The sequence below is a fragment of the Agrobacterium sp. S7/73 genome, from assembly GCF_019355535.1.
Classification (GTDB): domain Bacteria; phylum Pseudomonadota; class Alphaproteobacteria; order Rhizobiales; family Rhizobiaceae; genus Agrobacterium; species Agrobacterium tumefaciens.
On sequence record NZ_CP072137.1, the window covers coordinates 600,130 to 613,924 of the forward strand.

The window sequence follows — 13,795 nt, forward strand, 5'->3', positions numbered from 1 at the left end:
CGCGCGGCATAAAATTCTGACGCGGCCATGGAAATCTTATCACATGAGCGTGCCCTGTCGACGCGGGGATGTTTTTTTCATCCAGCATAAAGAGTTGCAGACATGGCTACGAACAGCAGGAGATTCCGGCAATCGGCGCAGTCTGGCAGCGTTTACCCGGCGACCAAGGTAAATTAAGACGAATACAAGGAGCCCCACCATGCCTGCGCCGCTGCAACAGATCACGACATCACCGGAACTGCCGAAATCGGCGGACGCCGTCATTATTGGCGGCGGTATCGTCGGCGTGTTCGCAGCCTATTACCTCGCCCGGCGTGGCCTGAAAGTGGCTCTTGTCGAAAAAGGTCTTGTTGGCGCGGAGCAATCCAGCCGCAACTGGGGTTGGTGCCGGCAGCAGAACCGCGACGCCCGCGAATTGCCGATTTCAACGCAGAGCCTGACGCTCTGGGAACGGTTTGCCGCAGAAAGCGGCGAAGACACCGGTTTTCGCCGCTGCGGATTGTTCTACCTGAGCGACAACGAAGCTGAAATTGCCGGCTGGGCGCGCTGGCGCGACTTTGCCATCACCGCAGGCGTGACGACGCATATGTTGAGCGCGGATGAGGCGAGCAACCGCGGACGCGCAACTGGAAAACGCTGGAAGGGTGGCGTCTTTTCGCCAACGGACGGCACCGCCGATCCCTCGATGGCGGCGCCGGCCGTCGCGCGTGCCCTCATGAAGCTGGGCGGAACGGTGCACCAGAATTGCGCCGCGCGCGGTCTGGAGACGGAAGGTGGTCGCGTTAGCGCCGTCGTTACCGAAAAAGGCACGATCCGCACCAAAACCGCCATCATGTCCGGCGGCGCCTGGGCCTCGTCCTTCTGCCGCCAGCTTGGAATTCGTTTTCCGCAGGCCGCTGTCCGCTCCTCAATTCTGTCCGTCACGGCAGGTGCAGAAGGACTGCCGGATGCGCTGCATACAAAAGCCGTTTCTGTAACACGCCGGAGCAACGGCGGTTACACGCTCGCCATCAGCGGCCTCGGTCGCATCGACCCGACCGCGCAGCAAATGCGGTTTGCACGCGAATTCGTTCCGATGTTCCTCAAGCGCTGGCGCAGCCTGCGACCGGGTGGATTGGAGGGGATTCGCGGTGGGCACGAAACGCTGAAACACTGGCGGCTCGATGCGCCGACGCCGATGGAACGGGTTCGTATTCTCGATCCGAAACCGAATGCCGCCGCCATCCGTGAGACCCACAAAAGGGCGCTGGAACTTCTGCCTGCACTCCGCAAAACCCAGATATCCGCTGCCTGGGCCGGCTTCATCGACAGCACGCCGGATGGTGTGCCCGCCATCGGCGAGACCAGCGAATTGCCCGGCTTCATCCTCGCCGCCGGTTTCAGCGGCCACGGTTTCGGCATCGGCCCCGGCGCTGGCCACCTGATCGCCGATATCGTGACGGGTTCAACCCCGATCGTTGACCCCGCCCCGTATCATCCCAGCCGTTTCCTTGACTCGTCATGGGGCAAGGTCGCGGATTTCTGATTGTTCTGCGCAGGCCAACAGACGAATCAAAACAGCACCCGCAGGCATGACCTGCGGGTGCTGCCGTCCACCGCATTTATTCGACCGGTCAGCTTTTCGGCAGGCCGGGTGGGTTGGTTCTCGATTCCGGCAAGGCCTCTTCCGAAAGCTGCCAGCGTTCCAGTATCTTCGCGTAAGCGCCGCTCTTGATCAGATCGTTGGTGGCGAGCGTCAGCGCATCGGCCAGTCCCGAACCCTTGCGGGTGGTGATGGCGACATCCGAACGTTCCGGCCAGCCGGCGGAGAGTGTTCCGACACGCTTGATGGTCTTGTCACGCGCGGCGATGAAGACCAGCTGCGCATGCGGCTGGACGATCACATCGGCCCGCCCGGCAGAAAGCGCGACAAGCCGGGTGGCCTCGTCGTCATAATATTGCAGCTCGAGCGGTTTTAAACCGGCGGCTACATTCTCGTCATTCCATTTCAGCAGAATACGCTCCTGATTGGTTCCAGCGCCGACGATGATCTTCAGGCCCGCCGCATCCTTCGGCTCATTTATGGCGGTGATGCCGCTGTCGGACTTCACGAAAAAGCCGTGCAGGCCCTGACGATAGGTGGAGAAGTCGAACTTCTCCTTGCGCTGCTCGGTCACCCCGACATTGGAGATGACAGCATCGTATTTGCCGGAGGCAAGCCCCAGCGGCCAGTCGGCCCAGGCGACAGCAACCAGCTCAAGCTCAAGGCCGAGACTATCAGCCACCGCAAGCGCATAGTCCGGATCGGCACCCACCACGGTCTTGGCGTCCGTCGCATAGGTCGCGAGCGGTGGTCCGCCAGGTGCAACCGCGACCGTGAGTTTGCCCGGGGTGATGAATTTGAAATCTTTCGGGATGGCGGCGATCGCTGCGGGGTCTTTTTCTACCCTGATCCGGCCAGGCTGGTCTGGCGAAAGATCGAAGACATCAGTTGCGAAAGCCGACCCGAAAGCGGCGATAGAGAGAAAAACGCCGAACGTGACTGTGGCAAGACGAGAGGTGAGTGCCATTCTGGCTCCCCGATAAAATGAATTGCAGGACGGAGGTAGCGCGGACGGGAGGAGGCCCGCGCTACCGGCTGAGTGATGTCCCACCTTCAACTCAGCTTTGTGGAAACTCAGCTTTCTGGCAGCAAACCAGCACTCAGCTCTTGGGCAGACCGGGCGGATTGGTGCGGGATTCGGTGATGGCTTCCGAACCGAGGTTCCAGCGGGCGAGAACCTTGCCGTAATTGCCGTTCTTGATCTGGGCGTTCAGTGCCGCCGTGATGGCTGCGGCAATTCCGGCATCCTTTTTGGAGGCAACAGCGATTTCCGCCGCTTCCGGCCAGCCGCCGGAGAAGGTACCAACGAGCTTGGTCTTCTTCTGGCTTGCTGCCTGGAAGGCTGACGTCGCGTTGGGGCCGAGATAGGCGTCCGCGCGGCCGGATTGCAGGGCGACATCGAGCACGGCCTGATCGTCGTAATATTGCACATCGGTGTCGGCCAGACCCTTGGCCTTGTTGTCCTTGATCCATTTCAGCAGGATCTGCTCCTGATTGGTGGCAGCGCCGACGATAACCTTCAACCCGGCAACATCCTCGGGCTTACTGATGCTCGTCACCTTGCTGTTGCTGCCCACGTAAAAGCCGAGCAGGTCGTTGCGGTAGCTGGAGAAGTCGAATTTTTCCTTACGGGCTTCCGTCACCGTGATGTTGGAGGTGACGGCATCATATTTGCCGGAGGTGAGGCCCAGCGGCCAATCGGCCCAGGCGATGGGAACTAGCTGAAGTTCAAGGCCAAGACTGTCAGCAACCAGCTGGGCGATATCCGGCTCCACGCCAATAGGCGTTTTTGTATCGCTGGCATAATCGACCAGCGGCAGCCGGAAAGGCACGGTCGCGACCGTCAACTTTCCATCCGCGACGAACTTGTGGCCAGCGGGCAGAAGCTTGATCGCTTCTTCCACCTTCTCGGCGCGCACTCGCCCCTTCTGCTCCGGCGACAGGTCGATTTCCTGCGCATGCGCAGCCGGTATCAGCGCGGTGGTAGCGGTGAAAAGACCGCCTGCAAGGAACGACAATAATTTCGATGAAAAAGCCATGCGAGTGTTTCCTTTGTTGTTTTGATTAGAGAACTTTTGCGAGGAATTCGGCGGTGCGGGGATGTTCCGGGCTGTTGAACACCTGGTCCGGCGTGCCTGTTTCGATGATGCGGCCCTGTTCCATGAAGACGACCCTGTCGGAGACTTCACGGGCAAAACCGATTTCATGGGTAACGATGATGAGCGTGACGCCGGAGCGGGAAAGCTCCTTGATGACATCAAGCACTTCGTTGACGAGTTCAGGATCGAGCGCGGATGTCGGCTCATCGAACAGCAACACCTTCGGCCGCAACGCCAGCGCCCGGGCGATCGCCACGCGTTGCTGCTGACCGCCGGAAAGCTGACGGGGATAAGCGCCAGCTTTTTCGGCAAGGCCGACGCGAGCCAGAAGATCGCGCGCCTCGGTCTGCGCCTGCTCTTTCGATATGCCACGAACGGCTATGGGTGCTTCGATGATGTTCTCAAGCGCGGTCAGATGCGGGAACAGGTTGAAGCTCTGAAACACCATGCCCACTTCGGCGCGGCGCTTGAGGATTTCCCGTTCCTTCAGCTCATAAAGCGTATCGCCCTTTTGACGATAACCGACCAGTTCACCGTCTATGGCGATAAATCCGTCATCGACGCGCTCGAGATGGTTGATGGAGCGCAGCAATGTGGACTTGCCGGAGCCGGATTGGCCGAGAATGGTGGTGACACTGCCTGCCGGAATGGAAAGGCTGATATCATCAAGCACCTTCAGCGACCCGAAGGATTTCGAAACGCCATGAATATTGACCGACCCGCCACGATTTCCGAGCTGAAAGCTCACGGCACGGGCAGGCACCGAACGCTCGGGCCTTACGGCTGTCGTGGCCACCGTTTCCACGGCTTCAGGCAAGGGTTTGCGCGGCAGGAAGGTGCGGTAAATCGTGGCGAACAGCGATGGCGGCGGGTTGCGCAGTGCACCGCGTGAAAAATGCCGCTCGATATGGTGCTGCACGATCGAAAGCGCCGTCAGTATCACCAGATACCAGACGGTCGCGACCATCAGCAGCGGGATCACTTCCAGATTGCGGCGATAGATGATCTGGATCGTGTAGAACAGCTCCGGCAGGGCAAGGATATAGACCTGCGAAGTCCCCTTGGCGAGGCCAATGATGTCGTTGAAGGCGGTGGGCAAGATGGAGCGCATCGCCTGCGGCAGAACGATGCGGGACGCCTGCCGCCGCCGGGGAAGGCCGAGTGCTGCGGCAGCCTCAAGCTGCCCCTGATCAACCGAGAGAATGCCGCCACGGACGATTTCGGATGCGAAGGCGGCCTGATTGAGCGTCAGCCCTAGAACGGCGGCCGCAAACGGCGTCATCAGCTGCGTGGTATTCCAGCTGAAGAAGTTGATGCCGGTATAGGGCACACCGATCGTCACGGTCTCATAGAGATAACCGAGGTTGTTGAGGATCAGCAAAAGCACGATCAGCGGGATGGATCGAAAAATCCAGATATAGGTCCAGGATACGGCAACCAGCAGCGGCGAGCGTGAAACGCGCGCAAGCGCCAGCAGCGTTCCCAGCGCGAAGCCGAGCACCGCACCGAGCGCGGTCAGCAGCAGCGTCCGTCCTAAGCCGACCAACACCGGTTCAGCGAAAAACCATTCCGCAAAGACATCCCAGCCCCAGCGCGGATTGCCGAAAACGGAATGCAGAACGGCCGCAATGATGAGTACTGAGAAGACCGTTCCCACCGTCCGCAAGGGGTAGCGGGCCGGCACGATGCGGAAATGGGAATACCCACCCTTGATCGGTTCACCCTTCTGGTCGTTCAATGCAACATGCGGAAAATCAGAGGCTATCGTCATCGGAAAAAGCCTTTCACGGGTGGGCCGGGGAAGAATGCGGCCGGGCCGCCGGTATCGACGCGCTTTCCGCAACGGAGGCGGAGGCGCTATCGGCAAGCCATTTTTCGAAAGGCAGCGACCTGATCGTTTCAGGATCGGCCGACGTATCGAACAACGCGCGATAACCGTTGGTGAGATATAGGCCGACCGCTTCCGGCTGGCGGAAGCCCGTGGTCAGATAGACACGGGCGTAACCCTGCCGGATCGCCTGCCGCTCCAGCTCCTGAAGCACTATTTTGGCAAGCCCCTGCCGGCGGTGGGCCGAATGGGTCCAGACCCGCTTGAACTCGGCGGTTTCCTCGTCGTAGCGCATGAAGGCACCGCCGGCGATCGCCTTGCCGCCACGCAAGAGCAGCAGGAAATTGCCCGACGGCGGGCTGAAAGCCTCCGGCGGATATTTGTTAAGTTCCGCTTTGGCGCCTTCCGCGTTGAAATATGTGCCGTAGCGGCTGTCATATTCGAACAGCAACTCCTCCAGAAGCGGGGTTGCGAGCGGATCCTTGACCGATGTGTAGAGAAAACTGTCGCTCATCTCGTTGTCCTAAACTCGTTGCATCAGGAGAGGTATGCTTCGGCCAGACGCACCCAGAAGCGTGCCGCAGGCGCAATGATCGCATCGTTGAAATCGTAGTGAGGGCTGTGCAGCGGCGCGCTCTCGCCATTGCCGACGAAGAGATAGGAGCCCGGCCGCTCCAGAAGCATGAAGGCGAAATCCTCGCTCGCCGTTCGCGGCTGAAAGCCTTCTGCAACCTGTTCGGCTGGAAAATGCCGTTTGGCGACGTCGCGGGCAAACGTTGTCTGCCTGATGTGATTGATGACGGGCGGGAAGCCACGGGAGTAGGTGACATCGGCGCTTGCGCCGAAGCTTTCCGCCTGTGCTTTGGCAAGGGCGGGAAGCCGCTCCTCCAGTCTGTCGCGCACGGCGGGCGAAAAGGCCCGCGCGGTAATCTGCAGTTCGACACTCTCGGGAATGACGTTGGAAGCAGTTCCGCCATGGATGGAGCCTACCGTCAGCACCGCCATGTCTCGCGGGTCGACATTGCGCGAGACGATGCTCTGCAAGGCGGTGACGAAGCTTGCCGAGGCAAGAACCGGATCAACCGTTTCATGCGGCGCCGCCCCGTGCCCGCCCTTGCCGATGATCCGAACCTTCGCCTTGTCGACGGAGGCCATGGCAGGCCCTTCGACAAAGCCGAATTGTCCGGTTTCGACACCCGGCCAATTGTGCAGCCCGAACACGGCATCGACGGGAAACCGCTCGAAAAGCCTGTCCTTTATCATCGCTCTAGCACCCGCACCGATTTCCTCGGCGGGCTGGAAAATCAGCGTCAGCGTGCCGGAAAAACTCGATGTTTCAGCTAGATAACGGGCAGCGGCGAGCAGGATAGTCGTGTGACCGTCATGACCGCAGGCATGCATCACACCCTGTGTCTGGCTGGCATAGGCAAGACCGGTTTCCTCGACGATGGGCAGGGCGTCGATATCGGCGCGGATACCCAGACGCTTGTCACCATGACCACGTTTCAAGGTGGCGACGACGCCATGGCCCCCGACACCCTCGGTCACCTCATATCCGAAGGAGAGGAGATAACGGGCAACGAGCGCCGCCGTGCGCTTTTCCCCAAGCGAAAGCTCCGGATGTCGGTGAAGATCGTGCCGGATGGCGATGCTTTCCTCGATGAAGGCAAGGATTCCCCGTTCGGCGTCGTCCTGCGGACGCGCGCCGTCAATGCGGATATTCATGGTTCTGGTCTCCTGCGCTGCGCTTTACCCGCACAGCACCTTGAAATTCTCTCCGGGCGGCAATGGCTGCCGCCCGACCCCGCTTTTATGCGATCGCCTTGCTGGAACCGCTTTCAGCGTGGGAATAGATGCTGTCCTTGAAAGGCAGGCCGAGATGCTCACGCAGCGTTCTGCCTTCCAGATGCGGTTCGAAATATCCGCGCCGTTGCAGCACCGGTATGACGAGGCGGATGAAATCATCCAGCCCTTCGGCAATCACCGGGAAGCCCAGAATGAAACCGTCGGCCGCATCGTGCTCAACCCAGCGGATGATCTCGTCCGCCACCTTGTCCGGAGTTCCGATGAAACCTTCGCGCGGGGTCGCCGCCTCCAGCGCCGCTTCGCGCAACGTCTGGCTCTTTTCCTTCGCACGGCGCTTGATGCGGTCGGTCGTCGAACGGAAGCTGTTCTTGCCGATCTCGCCAAGTTCGGGGAAAGGCTCATCCAGCGGATAGACACTGAAGTCGTGGTGGTCGAAGAAACGGCCGAGATAGGCGAGCGCATCCTCGATGGTGATGAGGTTGCGGATGATGTCGTATTTCGCTTCCGCCTCCTCCTGCGTTTCGCCCACAATCGGCCCGATGCCAGGGAAAATCTTCACGTCGGCTGCGGATCTGCCCTGCGCGACAGCACTCTGCTTCACGCGCTTGAGGAATGTCTGGTTTTCCTCGAGCGACGCAGAATTAGTAAAAACGGCGTCGGCATGTTTACCCGCAAGCCCTATACCGGCATCCGAAGAACCCGCCTGGAAAATCACCGGCTGCCCCTGCGGCGAACGCTGGATGTTCAGCGGGCCTTCCACCTGGAAGAAGCGACCCTTGTGGCCGAGCGTGTGGAGTTTTTGCCTGTCGAAGAACTGTCCCGTCTCGCGGTTACGCACGAAGGCATCGTCGTCCCAGCTGTCCCACAGGCCCTTGATCACCTCCAGATATTCATCGGCGATCTCGTAACGCAGCGCATGTTCGGGATGGTTGCGGCTGTAGTTCTTCGCCGTACCTTCGAGTGGCGTCGTCACTGCATTCCAGCCGGCCCTGCCACCGCTCAGAAGATCGAGCGAGGCGAACTGGCGCGCGATGGTGAAGGGCTCGCTGTAGGAGGTCGAAACCGTGCCGGCAAGACCGATCTTCGAGGTGACGGAGGCGAGCGCCGAAAGGATGGTCAAAGGCTCGAACCGGTTGAGGAAATGCGGAATGGACTTGTCGTTGATGTAAAGCCCGTCGGCAACGAAGGCGAAGGCGATGCCGGCGGCTTCTGCCTTCAGCGCGTTCTTCCTGAAGAAATCGAAGTTGACGCTGGCATCAACAGGGCTTTTCGGGTGCCGCCAGGCGTTCATGTGCCCGCCGGGGCCCTGGAGCATAATGCCGAAATGGATTGTCTTTTTCGTCATGTCATTTCCTCCTGAGGACAAGTTCACGCGGCCCTGGAAAGGCGGTGTGTGGCCAGCAATTCGATCGAGGCGAGCCTCTGATCGGCCCCCACATGCGGCGGCTCCACGATGAATTCCTCGATACCGTGCTCATCGGAAAGCGCGCGCAGCGCCTTGTGAATATCGTCCGGCCCGCCATGCAGGACGTTGGGCTTACGCTCCTCGATGCGATAATCGGTATCGCCGGACTGGCGGGCGAATTCTTCCGCCTGTTCACGGCGGCCAAGGTTGAACGCCTTGCCGTCGCTGAGGAACACCCGGTAGATGCGCTGACCTTCCACCTGCCGCGCCGCATGGTCGGGATCACTGGCGGCAAAGACGGAGAGGGCAAGGATCGGCGCCCTTCCGCCGCTCTCCTCACGGAAAGCCGAGAGGCTGCTGCGAAGAACCTCCGGATCACCATTGAGGTGGCCGGCAAAGACGAAATTCCATCCTTTGGAAGCTGCAAGCCTTGCGCTTTCCGGGCTGGCACCGAGCAGAAACCGTTCCACCGCAACCGGCGGCACCGGTGTTGCCTGCAACCCGGCCTGCGCATGCCCCTTCGGCGCGGCACCGGAGAGAAATGTGGTAAGCTCACCAAAAGCCGTTTCGAAATCCGGCTTGCGAGCGGGATCATAGGCCTGCTGTAGGGCAGACGTCGCAAGCGGCAGCCCGCCCGGTGTCTTGCCGACGCCGAGATCGACCCGACCGGGGGCAAGCGACGACAGCACGTTGAAAACCTCGGCGACCTTGTAGGGGCTGTAATGCTGCAGCATCACGCCGCCCGAGCCGACGCGGATACGAGAGGTCTTCGCCAGAATCCATGCAACCAGCGCTTCCGGCGCGGAACCGGCAAGCTCCGGCGAATTGTGATGTTCTGCCACCCAGAATCGGCGATAGCCCAGTTCTTCGGCGCGTTTGGCGAGATTGATCGTGTCGCGGAACGCGCTTGCCGCGTTCTCACCCGTTGGAACAGGGCTCTTGTCCAGCAAACTGAGAGTATACATCATCACCTCGCATGTCTTTTGATGCATACTTTGTCTACTGATTTTATATAGTAATAAAGGACGTTCGTTCCACGTTGCGACGCGATCAGAGAAAATATTGTTTCCCGCTATGGTTTCGGCAGGCGTCTTTGGCAAAGCAATCCGAAACGATGAGGAAACAGGGCGAAAAACGATGGTGTAAAGCCGCTTTGTGCATCGAGCCGGGACGAAACGGACTTGCGCGGGAATTCGGTAAAAACTACTTAGTAAGTTGAGAACACCATAACCCGGCACTCAGAAGGTGCTGGCCCTCTTTGCGGATCATGCGATGTTGACCAAAAAAGGCAAATACGGACTGAAGGCTCTTGTCGATCTGGCGCGGTTGCCCCAGGGCGAGACCGCCTTTGTGACCGAGATTGCAACCCGCAACAATATTCCGAAAAAATTTCTGGATACTATTCTTCTGGAACTGCGCAACAGCGGCATTCTGCGTTCCAAGAAGGGACCGAATGGCGGTTATTCGCTGTCGAAAATGCCATCGGAAATCATGATCGGGCAGGTCATCCGAACGCTGGACGGGCCCTTGGCCCCCATCCGCTGTGCCAGCCGCACCGCTTTTGAAGCCTGCGACGACTGCGACGATCCCGAGACCTGTCAGGTCAGGGTTTCGATGACGGACGTGCGGGACGCCATCGCAACAATCCTGGACAATATGACGCTCGCACAATTCGTGGCAAAAGGCGGACAAGACGCGCAATTTATTCCGGCAGGCGAGTAAGCGCCGTTTACTGCCGGCGCAGATCGTCTCCCAGGGTCGCAATCAGGCCGGATTCGCTTGCACCATCGATAAGGCCGAGACGGGCCATTAGAATTTCCAGCGTGATGGCATTGTTGCGGACAGAGCGAAAGGTCACGCTTTCCGCCCCCACCTGCGCCGCATCGATATTGGCCGCGAGGCGGGAAATCTGTGCCTTCAGCAATTCGATTGCGAGAAATATTTCGCCGATAAGGGGGCGCGCATCACCGTCCTCGGCCAATCTGTCAATCAGCAACGCTGAAAGCTCACGCTGTTTCTCACCCAGAGCCACGGCGGCCTTCAGAAGGGTGAAAACGGAGGCTGCCAGATTTCCAGCGCCCTGCGCAAGAAACGCGACCTGATCGGCGCGCAGCAGGCCGTCCCATGATGTATCCGGGCGATTGCGAAGAACAACGAGCACGGCCTGCCCTGCCGCGTTGACTGCCGGGACAACGATCCAGTCTGCATCTGAGGTAACAGATCGGGCAATGTCAGCGGGCAGCCGCAAGCCATAGTCGTCGCCAGTCAACAGAACCGCCTGATCCACGCCGGCGTCAGATGAGGCAAGCGCAAAAGTCTCACCAAGATCGAGGCGGGCGAAGAGGGTTTTGCGCTGCTCTTCGCTACCGGCGTTCCTGATGAATTCGAGCGCCGTGAAGTGTTCGGCAAGCGCATGCGCCGCCTCCGCATCCGCCGCGGAAATAATCGAGAGAGCTTGCGAGAGAACGTCGTTTGTGATGTCCGCCCCGCCCAGATCGTTTGGAACGGAGAGGGCGAGAAGGCCGGAACGGGCAATCCGCGCGTGGATTTGTGCGGCACTTTCCACCGCGCATTTTTCGGCAATCGTCCGGGCAACGGTCAGTACATCCCCATCCGCGCCGAGACGCGGGGACACGAAACGAATTCTTTCGCCGAGCGGCGTGACAGATCCCATGCTCAACTCCCTCAAAGAATGACCCAGTGAAAGCGCCGGAAAGGCCGGAGCTCAGTCCAGCGAATGATAACGGCCGTTTTGATAGACCAGCGAGTGACCCGACCCGATGCGGATCGCCTCCACCTTGCCGATGATGATGACGTGGCTGTGGCGCTCGATCGCCTCCTCGATGGTGCAATCGATCGCGGCAACGGCGTCCTCGAGGATGGGCGCGCCGCTCGCCAGACGGGTCCATTCCGCGCCGCGATAACGGTCCACACCTTTCAGACCGCCAACACCGGCAAACTGGTTGGCGATGAACTGATGGTTCGGGCCGATAATATTCACCGCCAGATGGCCGAAGCGCTGCACCACAGGCCATGTGGAGGAGGAGCGGTTGAGCGCAACCAGAATTCTTGGCGGATCGACCGACAGGGCTGTGGCGGATGTTACCGTAGCACCCGTGCGCGCATCACCCTCGCCCGCCGTAATGACACTGACACCGCCGCCCAGCGTCCTGAGCGCCGCCTTAAGGCTATCGGCATCCGGCGCCTTGCCAGAGACGGGATCGCGGAGATTGATGAATTGTTGATCCTTGGCCGCATATTGCAATGTCATCGATCGCTCCTGAAAACAGCTTGTTGCTCAATAGTTAGCAGCGGCGGCGGGGCGTGAAATAGACATCGTATTCCATAATACTTATATTCTATGGAAATAATGTTTTATATGCCGCTCTCCCGTGAACGCTCCGCCGAATGACGCCCATAGGAAAGGCTAACCGGAAGACAGGGCCGCCTGCCTTCCGGCGATTGATCACGAGCCGGATACCAGCTTGACGTTACCGCCGTGGCCGCCGCCGCCGAAAACCTGTTTTGTGCCGAAAGACGAACGGATCTGATTACGTGGCCCATCAAGCCCGATTTCCGGAAACAGCAATTCGGATAGACGATAGGCTTCCTCCAGATGCGGATAGCCCGATGCGATGACGGTATCGATGCCCAGCGCCTGATACTCCCGCAGCCGTGCCGCAACTGTCTTCGGCGAACCCACCAGCGCGGTGCCGGCGCCAGAGCGGACAAGACCGATTCCCGCCCACAAGTTCGGAGAGACTTCAAGCTGGTCACGCCGGCCATTATGCAGCGCCCGCATCCTTGCCTGACCGACCGAATCCGACGCCTTTAAGAAGGCCTCCTGAGCGGAAGCGATGGTTTCGTCGGAAAGCTTGGAAATCAGTTTGTCCGCATCGGCCCAGGCCTCCTCATCGGTTTCGCGCACGATGAAATGCAGGCGAATGCCGAATGTCACTTCTCGCCCCTTTTTCGCTGCGGCGGCGCGAACCTTGGCGATTTTTTCCGCCACCTGTGCCGGCGGCTCACCCCAGGTCAGATACTTGTCGGTGATACCGGCCGAGAACTCGATCCCGGCATCGGAGGAGCCGCCGAAATAAAGGGGCGGACGCGGTTCCTGCACCGGTGGCAGGCCGAGCCTGGCACCCTGTGCCTTGATATATTTGCCGTCGAGATCTCCCTTGCCAGTTTCGATCAACGAATTGAACACCTGGAAGAACTCGTCAGCGTGGTCGTAACGCTCGTCGTGCGGCAGGAAGATGCCATCACCAGCCAGCTCCTGCGCGCTGCCGCCAACGACGATGTTGAGAAGCAGCCGACCATGGGAAACACGGTCCAGCGTGGAGGCCAGCCGCGCATAATAGGCCGGCGAGGCAACGCCCGGACGGATGGCGACGAGGAATTTCAGTTTCTCGGTATAGGCGGCGAGATTGGCCGCGAGGATGAAGGATTCCTCGCAGGCGACGCCGGTAGGAATAAGCACCCCGGAATAACCGAGCCGATCCGCAGCCTGCGCTATTTCCCGAAAATAGCCGGGATCGGCGGGACGTGACAGATCGTCGGAGCCAAGATAGCTGCCGTCGCCTGAGGTGGGTATGAACCACAGAAAATCGAGTGGTTTGTCAGCTGTGCTCATCGACAGGTCCTTTGCAATCCGCCCATCGGGCAATTCGGCTGGGTACTAAAAGGGTAGCCAATTCCCCGCCGCGTTTAAGAAATTTTGTTCCAATTTCCGTGCCGCAAGGAGAGTTTATCTCCGCTGGGAAATGGGTCTGGGAAGCGAAAACAAACCTTTCGCCTCCCTGTGTCAGAGGACCGGATAAAGTCCGAGCATCGCAAAATTCATTTCGTAAATCTCTTCCCGCTCAAGGTCGAGATCGCTCTTTTCCCGCTTGATACGACCGGAATGATCCAGCGGCTGGAGACTGCCCTGATCAACCCCTCGCGGCCTACGCCTGGCCAGACCGAACAGATCGACAGTAAACGCATGAAGTCCCTGCGGCATGTGCGCCTCCTTTGGTCAATTCGCTCTATCCTCCGGCGAGCGCCCAGATTGGTCAATATTTTCCATAAAA

At 59.7% G+C, this 13,795-nt stretch carries 13 protein-coding genes; 2 read left to right on the forward strand and 11 right to left on the reverse strand.

Annotated features, from left to right (window positions below; translation table 11 throughout):
• Positions 1-199 precede the first annotated feature (199 nt).
• A complete protein-coding gene (locus tag J5276_RS17665) occupies positions 200-1,525 on the forward strand; it encodes an FAD-binding oxidoreductase (RefSeq protein WP_060642327.1) in 1,326 nt (441 codons plus the stop codon).
• Positions 1,526-1,613: 88 nt separating this feature from the next.
• Here J5276_RS17665 and J5276_RS17670 read toward each other — a convergent pair whose 3' ends face one another.
• The 7 genes from J5276_RS17670 to J5276_RS17700 all read right to left on the reverse strand — a co-directional run bounded on the left by J5276_RS17670 (position 1,614) and on the right by J5276_RS17700 (position 9,688).
• On the reverse strand, positions 1,614-2,549 hold the full coding sequence (locus tag J5276_RS17670) for an ABC transporter substrate-binding protein (protein ID WP_035199520.1): 936 nt from the start codon (positions 2,547-2,549) through the stop codon (positions 1,614-1,616).
• 133 nt (positions 2,550-2,682) lie between these two features.
• The gene (locus J5276_RS17675) at positions 2,683-3,621 is read right to left on the reverse strand and encodes an ABC transporter substrate-binding protein (protein ID WP_013761658.1); all 939 of its coding nucleotides are present in this window, start codon (positions 3,619-3,621) and stop codon (positions 2,683-2,685) included.
• 25 nt (positions 3,622-3,646) lie between these two features.
• Positions 3,647-5,452 (reverse strand): amino acid ABC transporter permease/ATP-binding protein, encoded by a 1,806-nt coding sequence (locus J5276_RS30740; protein ID WP_080671286.1) that lies wholly within the window; start codon positions 5,450-5,452, stop codon positions 3,647-3,649.
• Between the two features lie 13 nt (positions 5,453-5,465).
• Positions 5,466-6,023 carry a GNAT family N-acetyltransferase gene (locus J5276_RS17685; protein ID WP_065704246.1) on the reverse strand — a complete coding sequence of 186 codons (558 nt, stop codon included), beginning with the start codon at positions 6,021-6,023 and terminating at the stop codon, positions 5,466-5,468.
• A gap of 23 nt (positions 6,024-6,046) precedes the next feature.
• A complete protein-coding gene (locus J5276_RS17690; protein WP_065704250.1) occupies positions 6,047-7,234 on the reverse strand; it encodes a M20 aminoacylase family protein in 1,188 nt (395 codons plus the stop codon).
• An 85-nt stretch (positions 7,235-7,319) separates the two neighbouring features.
• The gene (locus J5276_RS17695) at positions 7,320-8,660 is read right to left on the reverse strand and encodes an LLM class flavin-dependent oxidoreductase (RefSeq protein ID WP_065704252.1); all 1,341 of its coding nucleotides are present in this window, start codon (positions 8,658-8,660) and stop codon (positions 7,320-7,322) included.
• 23 nt (positions 8,661-8,683) lie between these two features.
• Positions 8,684-9,688, reverse strand: coding sequence for an LLM class flavin-dependent oxidoreductase (locus J5276_RS17700; RefSeq protein ID WP_065704254.1), 1,005 nt, complete (start codon positions 9,686-9,688; stop codon positions 8,684-8,686).
• A gap of 304 nt (positions 9,689-9,992) precedes the next feature.
• Between J5276_RS17700 and J5276_RS17705 the strand changes: the two genes are divergently transcribed.
• Complete coding sequence (locus J5276_RS17705) at positions 9,993-10,442, forward strand: Rrf2 family transcriptional regulator (protein WP_003511094.1); 450 nt, start codon at positions 9,993-9,995, stop codon at positions 10,440-10,442.
• A gap of 7 nt (positions 10,443-10,449) precedes the next feature.
• Here J5276_RS17705 and J5276_RS17710 read toward each other — a convergent pair whose 3' ends face one another.
• The 4 genes from J5276_RS17710 to J5276_RS17725 form a co-directional block, all read right to left on the reverse strand.
• On the reverse strand, positions 10,450-11,394 hold the full coding sequence (locus tag J5276_RS17710) for an acyl-CoA dehydrogenase family protein (RefSeq protein ID WP_065704256.1): 945 nt from the start codon (positions 11,392-11,394) through the stop codon (positions 10,450-10,452).
• 51 nt (positions 11,395-11,445) lie between these two features.
• Positions 11,446-11,991 carry a flavin reductase family protein gene (locus J5276_RS17715; RefSeq protein ID WP_003511097.1) on the reverse strand — a complete coding sequence of 182 codons (546 nt, stop codon included), beginning with the start codon at positions 11,989-11,991 and terminating at the stop codon, positions 11,446-11,448.
• Between the two features lie 195 nt (positions 11,992-12,186).
• Positions 12,187-13,356, reverse strand: a complete 1,170-nt coding sequence (gene ssuD / locus J5276_RS17720; protein ID WP_003511099.1) for an FMNH2-dependent alkanesulfonate monooxygenase — start codon at positions 13,354-13,356, stop codon at positions 12,187-12,189.
• Between the two features lie 171 nt (positions 13,357-13,527).
• Positions 13,528-13,725, reverse strand: coding sequence for a hypothetical protein (locus tag J5276_RS17725; RefSeq protein ID WP_035199524.1), 198 nt, complete (start codon positions 13,723-13,725; stop codon positions 13,528-13,530).
• Between the last annotated feature and the right edge of the window lie 70 nt (positions 13,726-13,795).

Excerpts from the sequence above, each read along its gene's own strand:
- J5276_RS17715 (WP_003511097.1), bottom strand. The coding sequence starts at position 11,991 with ATGACATTGCAATATGCGGCCAAGGATCAACAATTCATCAATCTCCGC.
- J5276_RS17725 (WP_035199524.1), bottom strand. The coding sequence starts at position 13,725 with ATGCCGCAGGGACTTCATGCGTTTACTGTCGATCTGTTCGGTCTGGCC.
- J5276_RS17665 (WP_060642327.1), top strand. The coding sequence starts at position 200 with ATGCCTGCGCCGCTGCAACAGATCACGACATCACCGGAACTGCCGAAA.
- J5276_RS17690 (WP_065704250.1), bottom strand. The coding sequence starts at position 7,234 with ATGAATATCCGCATTGACGGCGCGCGTCCGCAGGACGACGCCGAACGG.
- J5276_RS17710 (WP_065704256.1), bottom strand. The coding sequence starts at position 11,394 with ATGGGATCTGTCACGCCGCTCGGCGAAAGAATTCGTTTCGTGTCCCCG.
- ssuD (WP_003511099.1), bottom strand. The coding sequence starts at position 13,356 with ATGAGCACAGCTGACAAACCACTCGATTTTCTGTGGTTCATACCCACC.
- J5276_RS17685 (WP_065704246.1), bottom strand. The coding sequence starts at position 6,023 with ATGAGCGACAGTTTTCTCTACACATCGGTCAAGGATCCGCTCGCAACC.
- J5276_RS17705 (WP_003511094.1), top strand. The coding sequence starts at position 9,993 with ATGTTGACCAAAAAAGGCAAATACGGACTGAAGGCTCTTGTCGATCTG.
- J5276_RS17700 (WP_065704254.1), bottom strand. The coding sequence starts at position 9,688 with ATGATGTATACTCTCAGTTTGCTGGACAAGAGCCCTGTTCCAACGGGT.
- J5276_RS17675 (WP_013761658.1), bottom strand. The coding sequence starts at position 3,621 with ATGGCTTTTTCATCGAAATTATTGTCGTTCCTTGCAGGCGGTCTTTTC.
- J5276_RS17670 (WP_035199520.1), bottom strand. The coding sequence starts at position 2,549 with ATGGCACTCACCTCTCGTCTTGCCACAGTCACGTTCGGCGTTTTTCTC.
- J5276_RS17695 (WP_065704252.1), bottom strand. The coding sequence starts at position 8,660 with ATGACGAAAAAGACAATCCATTTCGGCATTATGCTCCAGGGCCCCGGC.
- J5276_RS30740 (WP_080671286.1), bottom strand. The coding sequence starts at position 5,452 with ATGACGATAGCCTCTGATTTTCCGCATGTTGCATTGAACGACCAGAAG.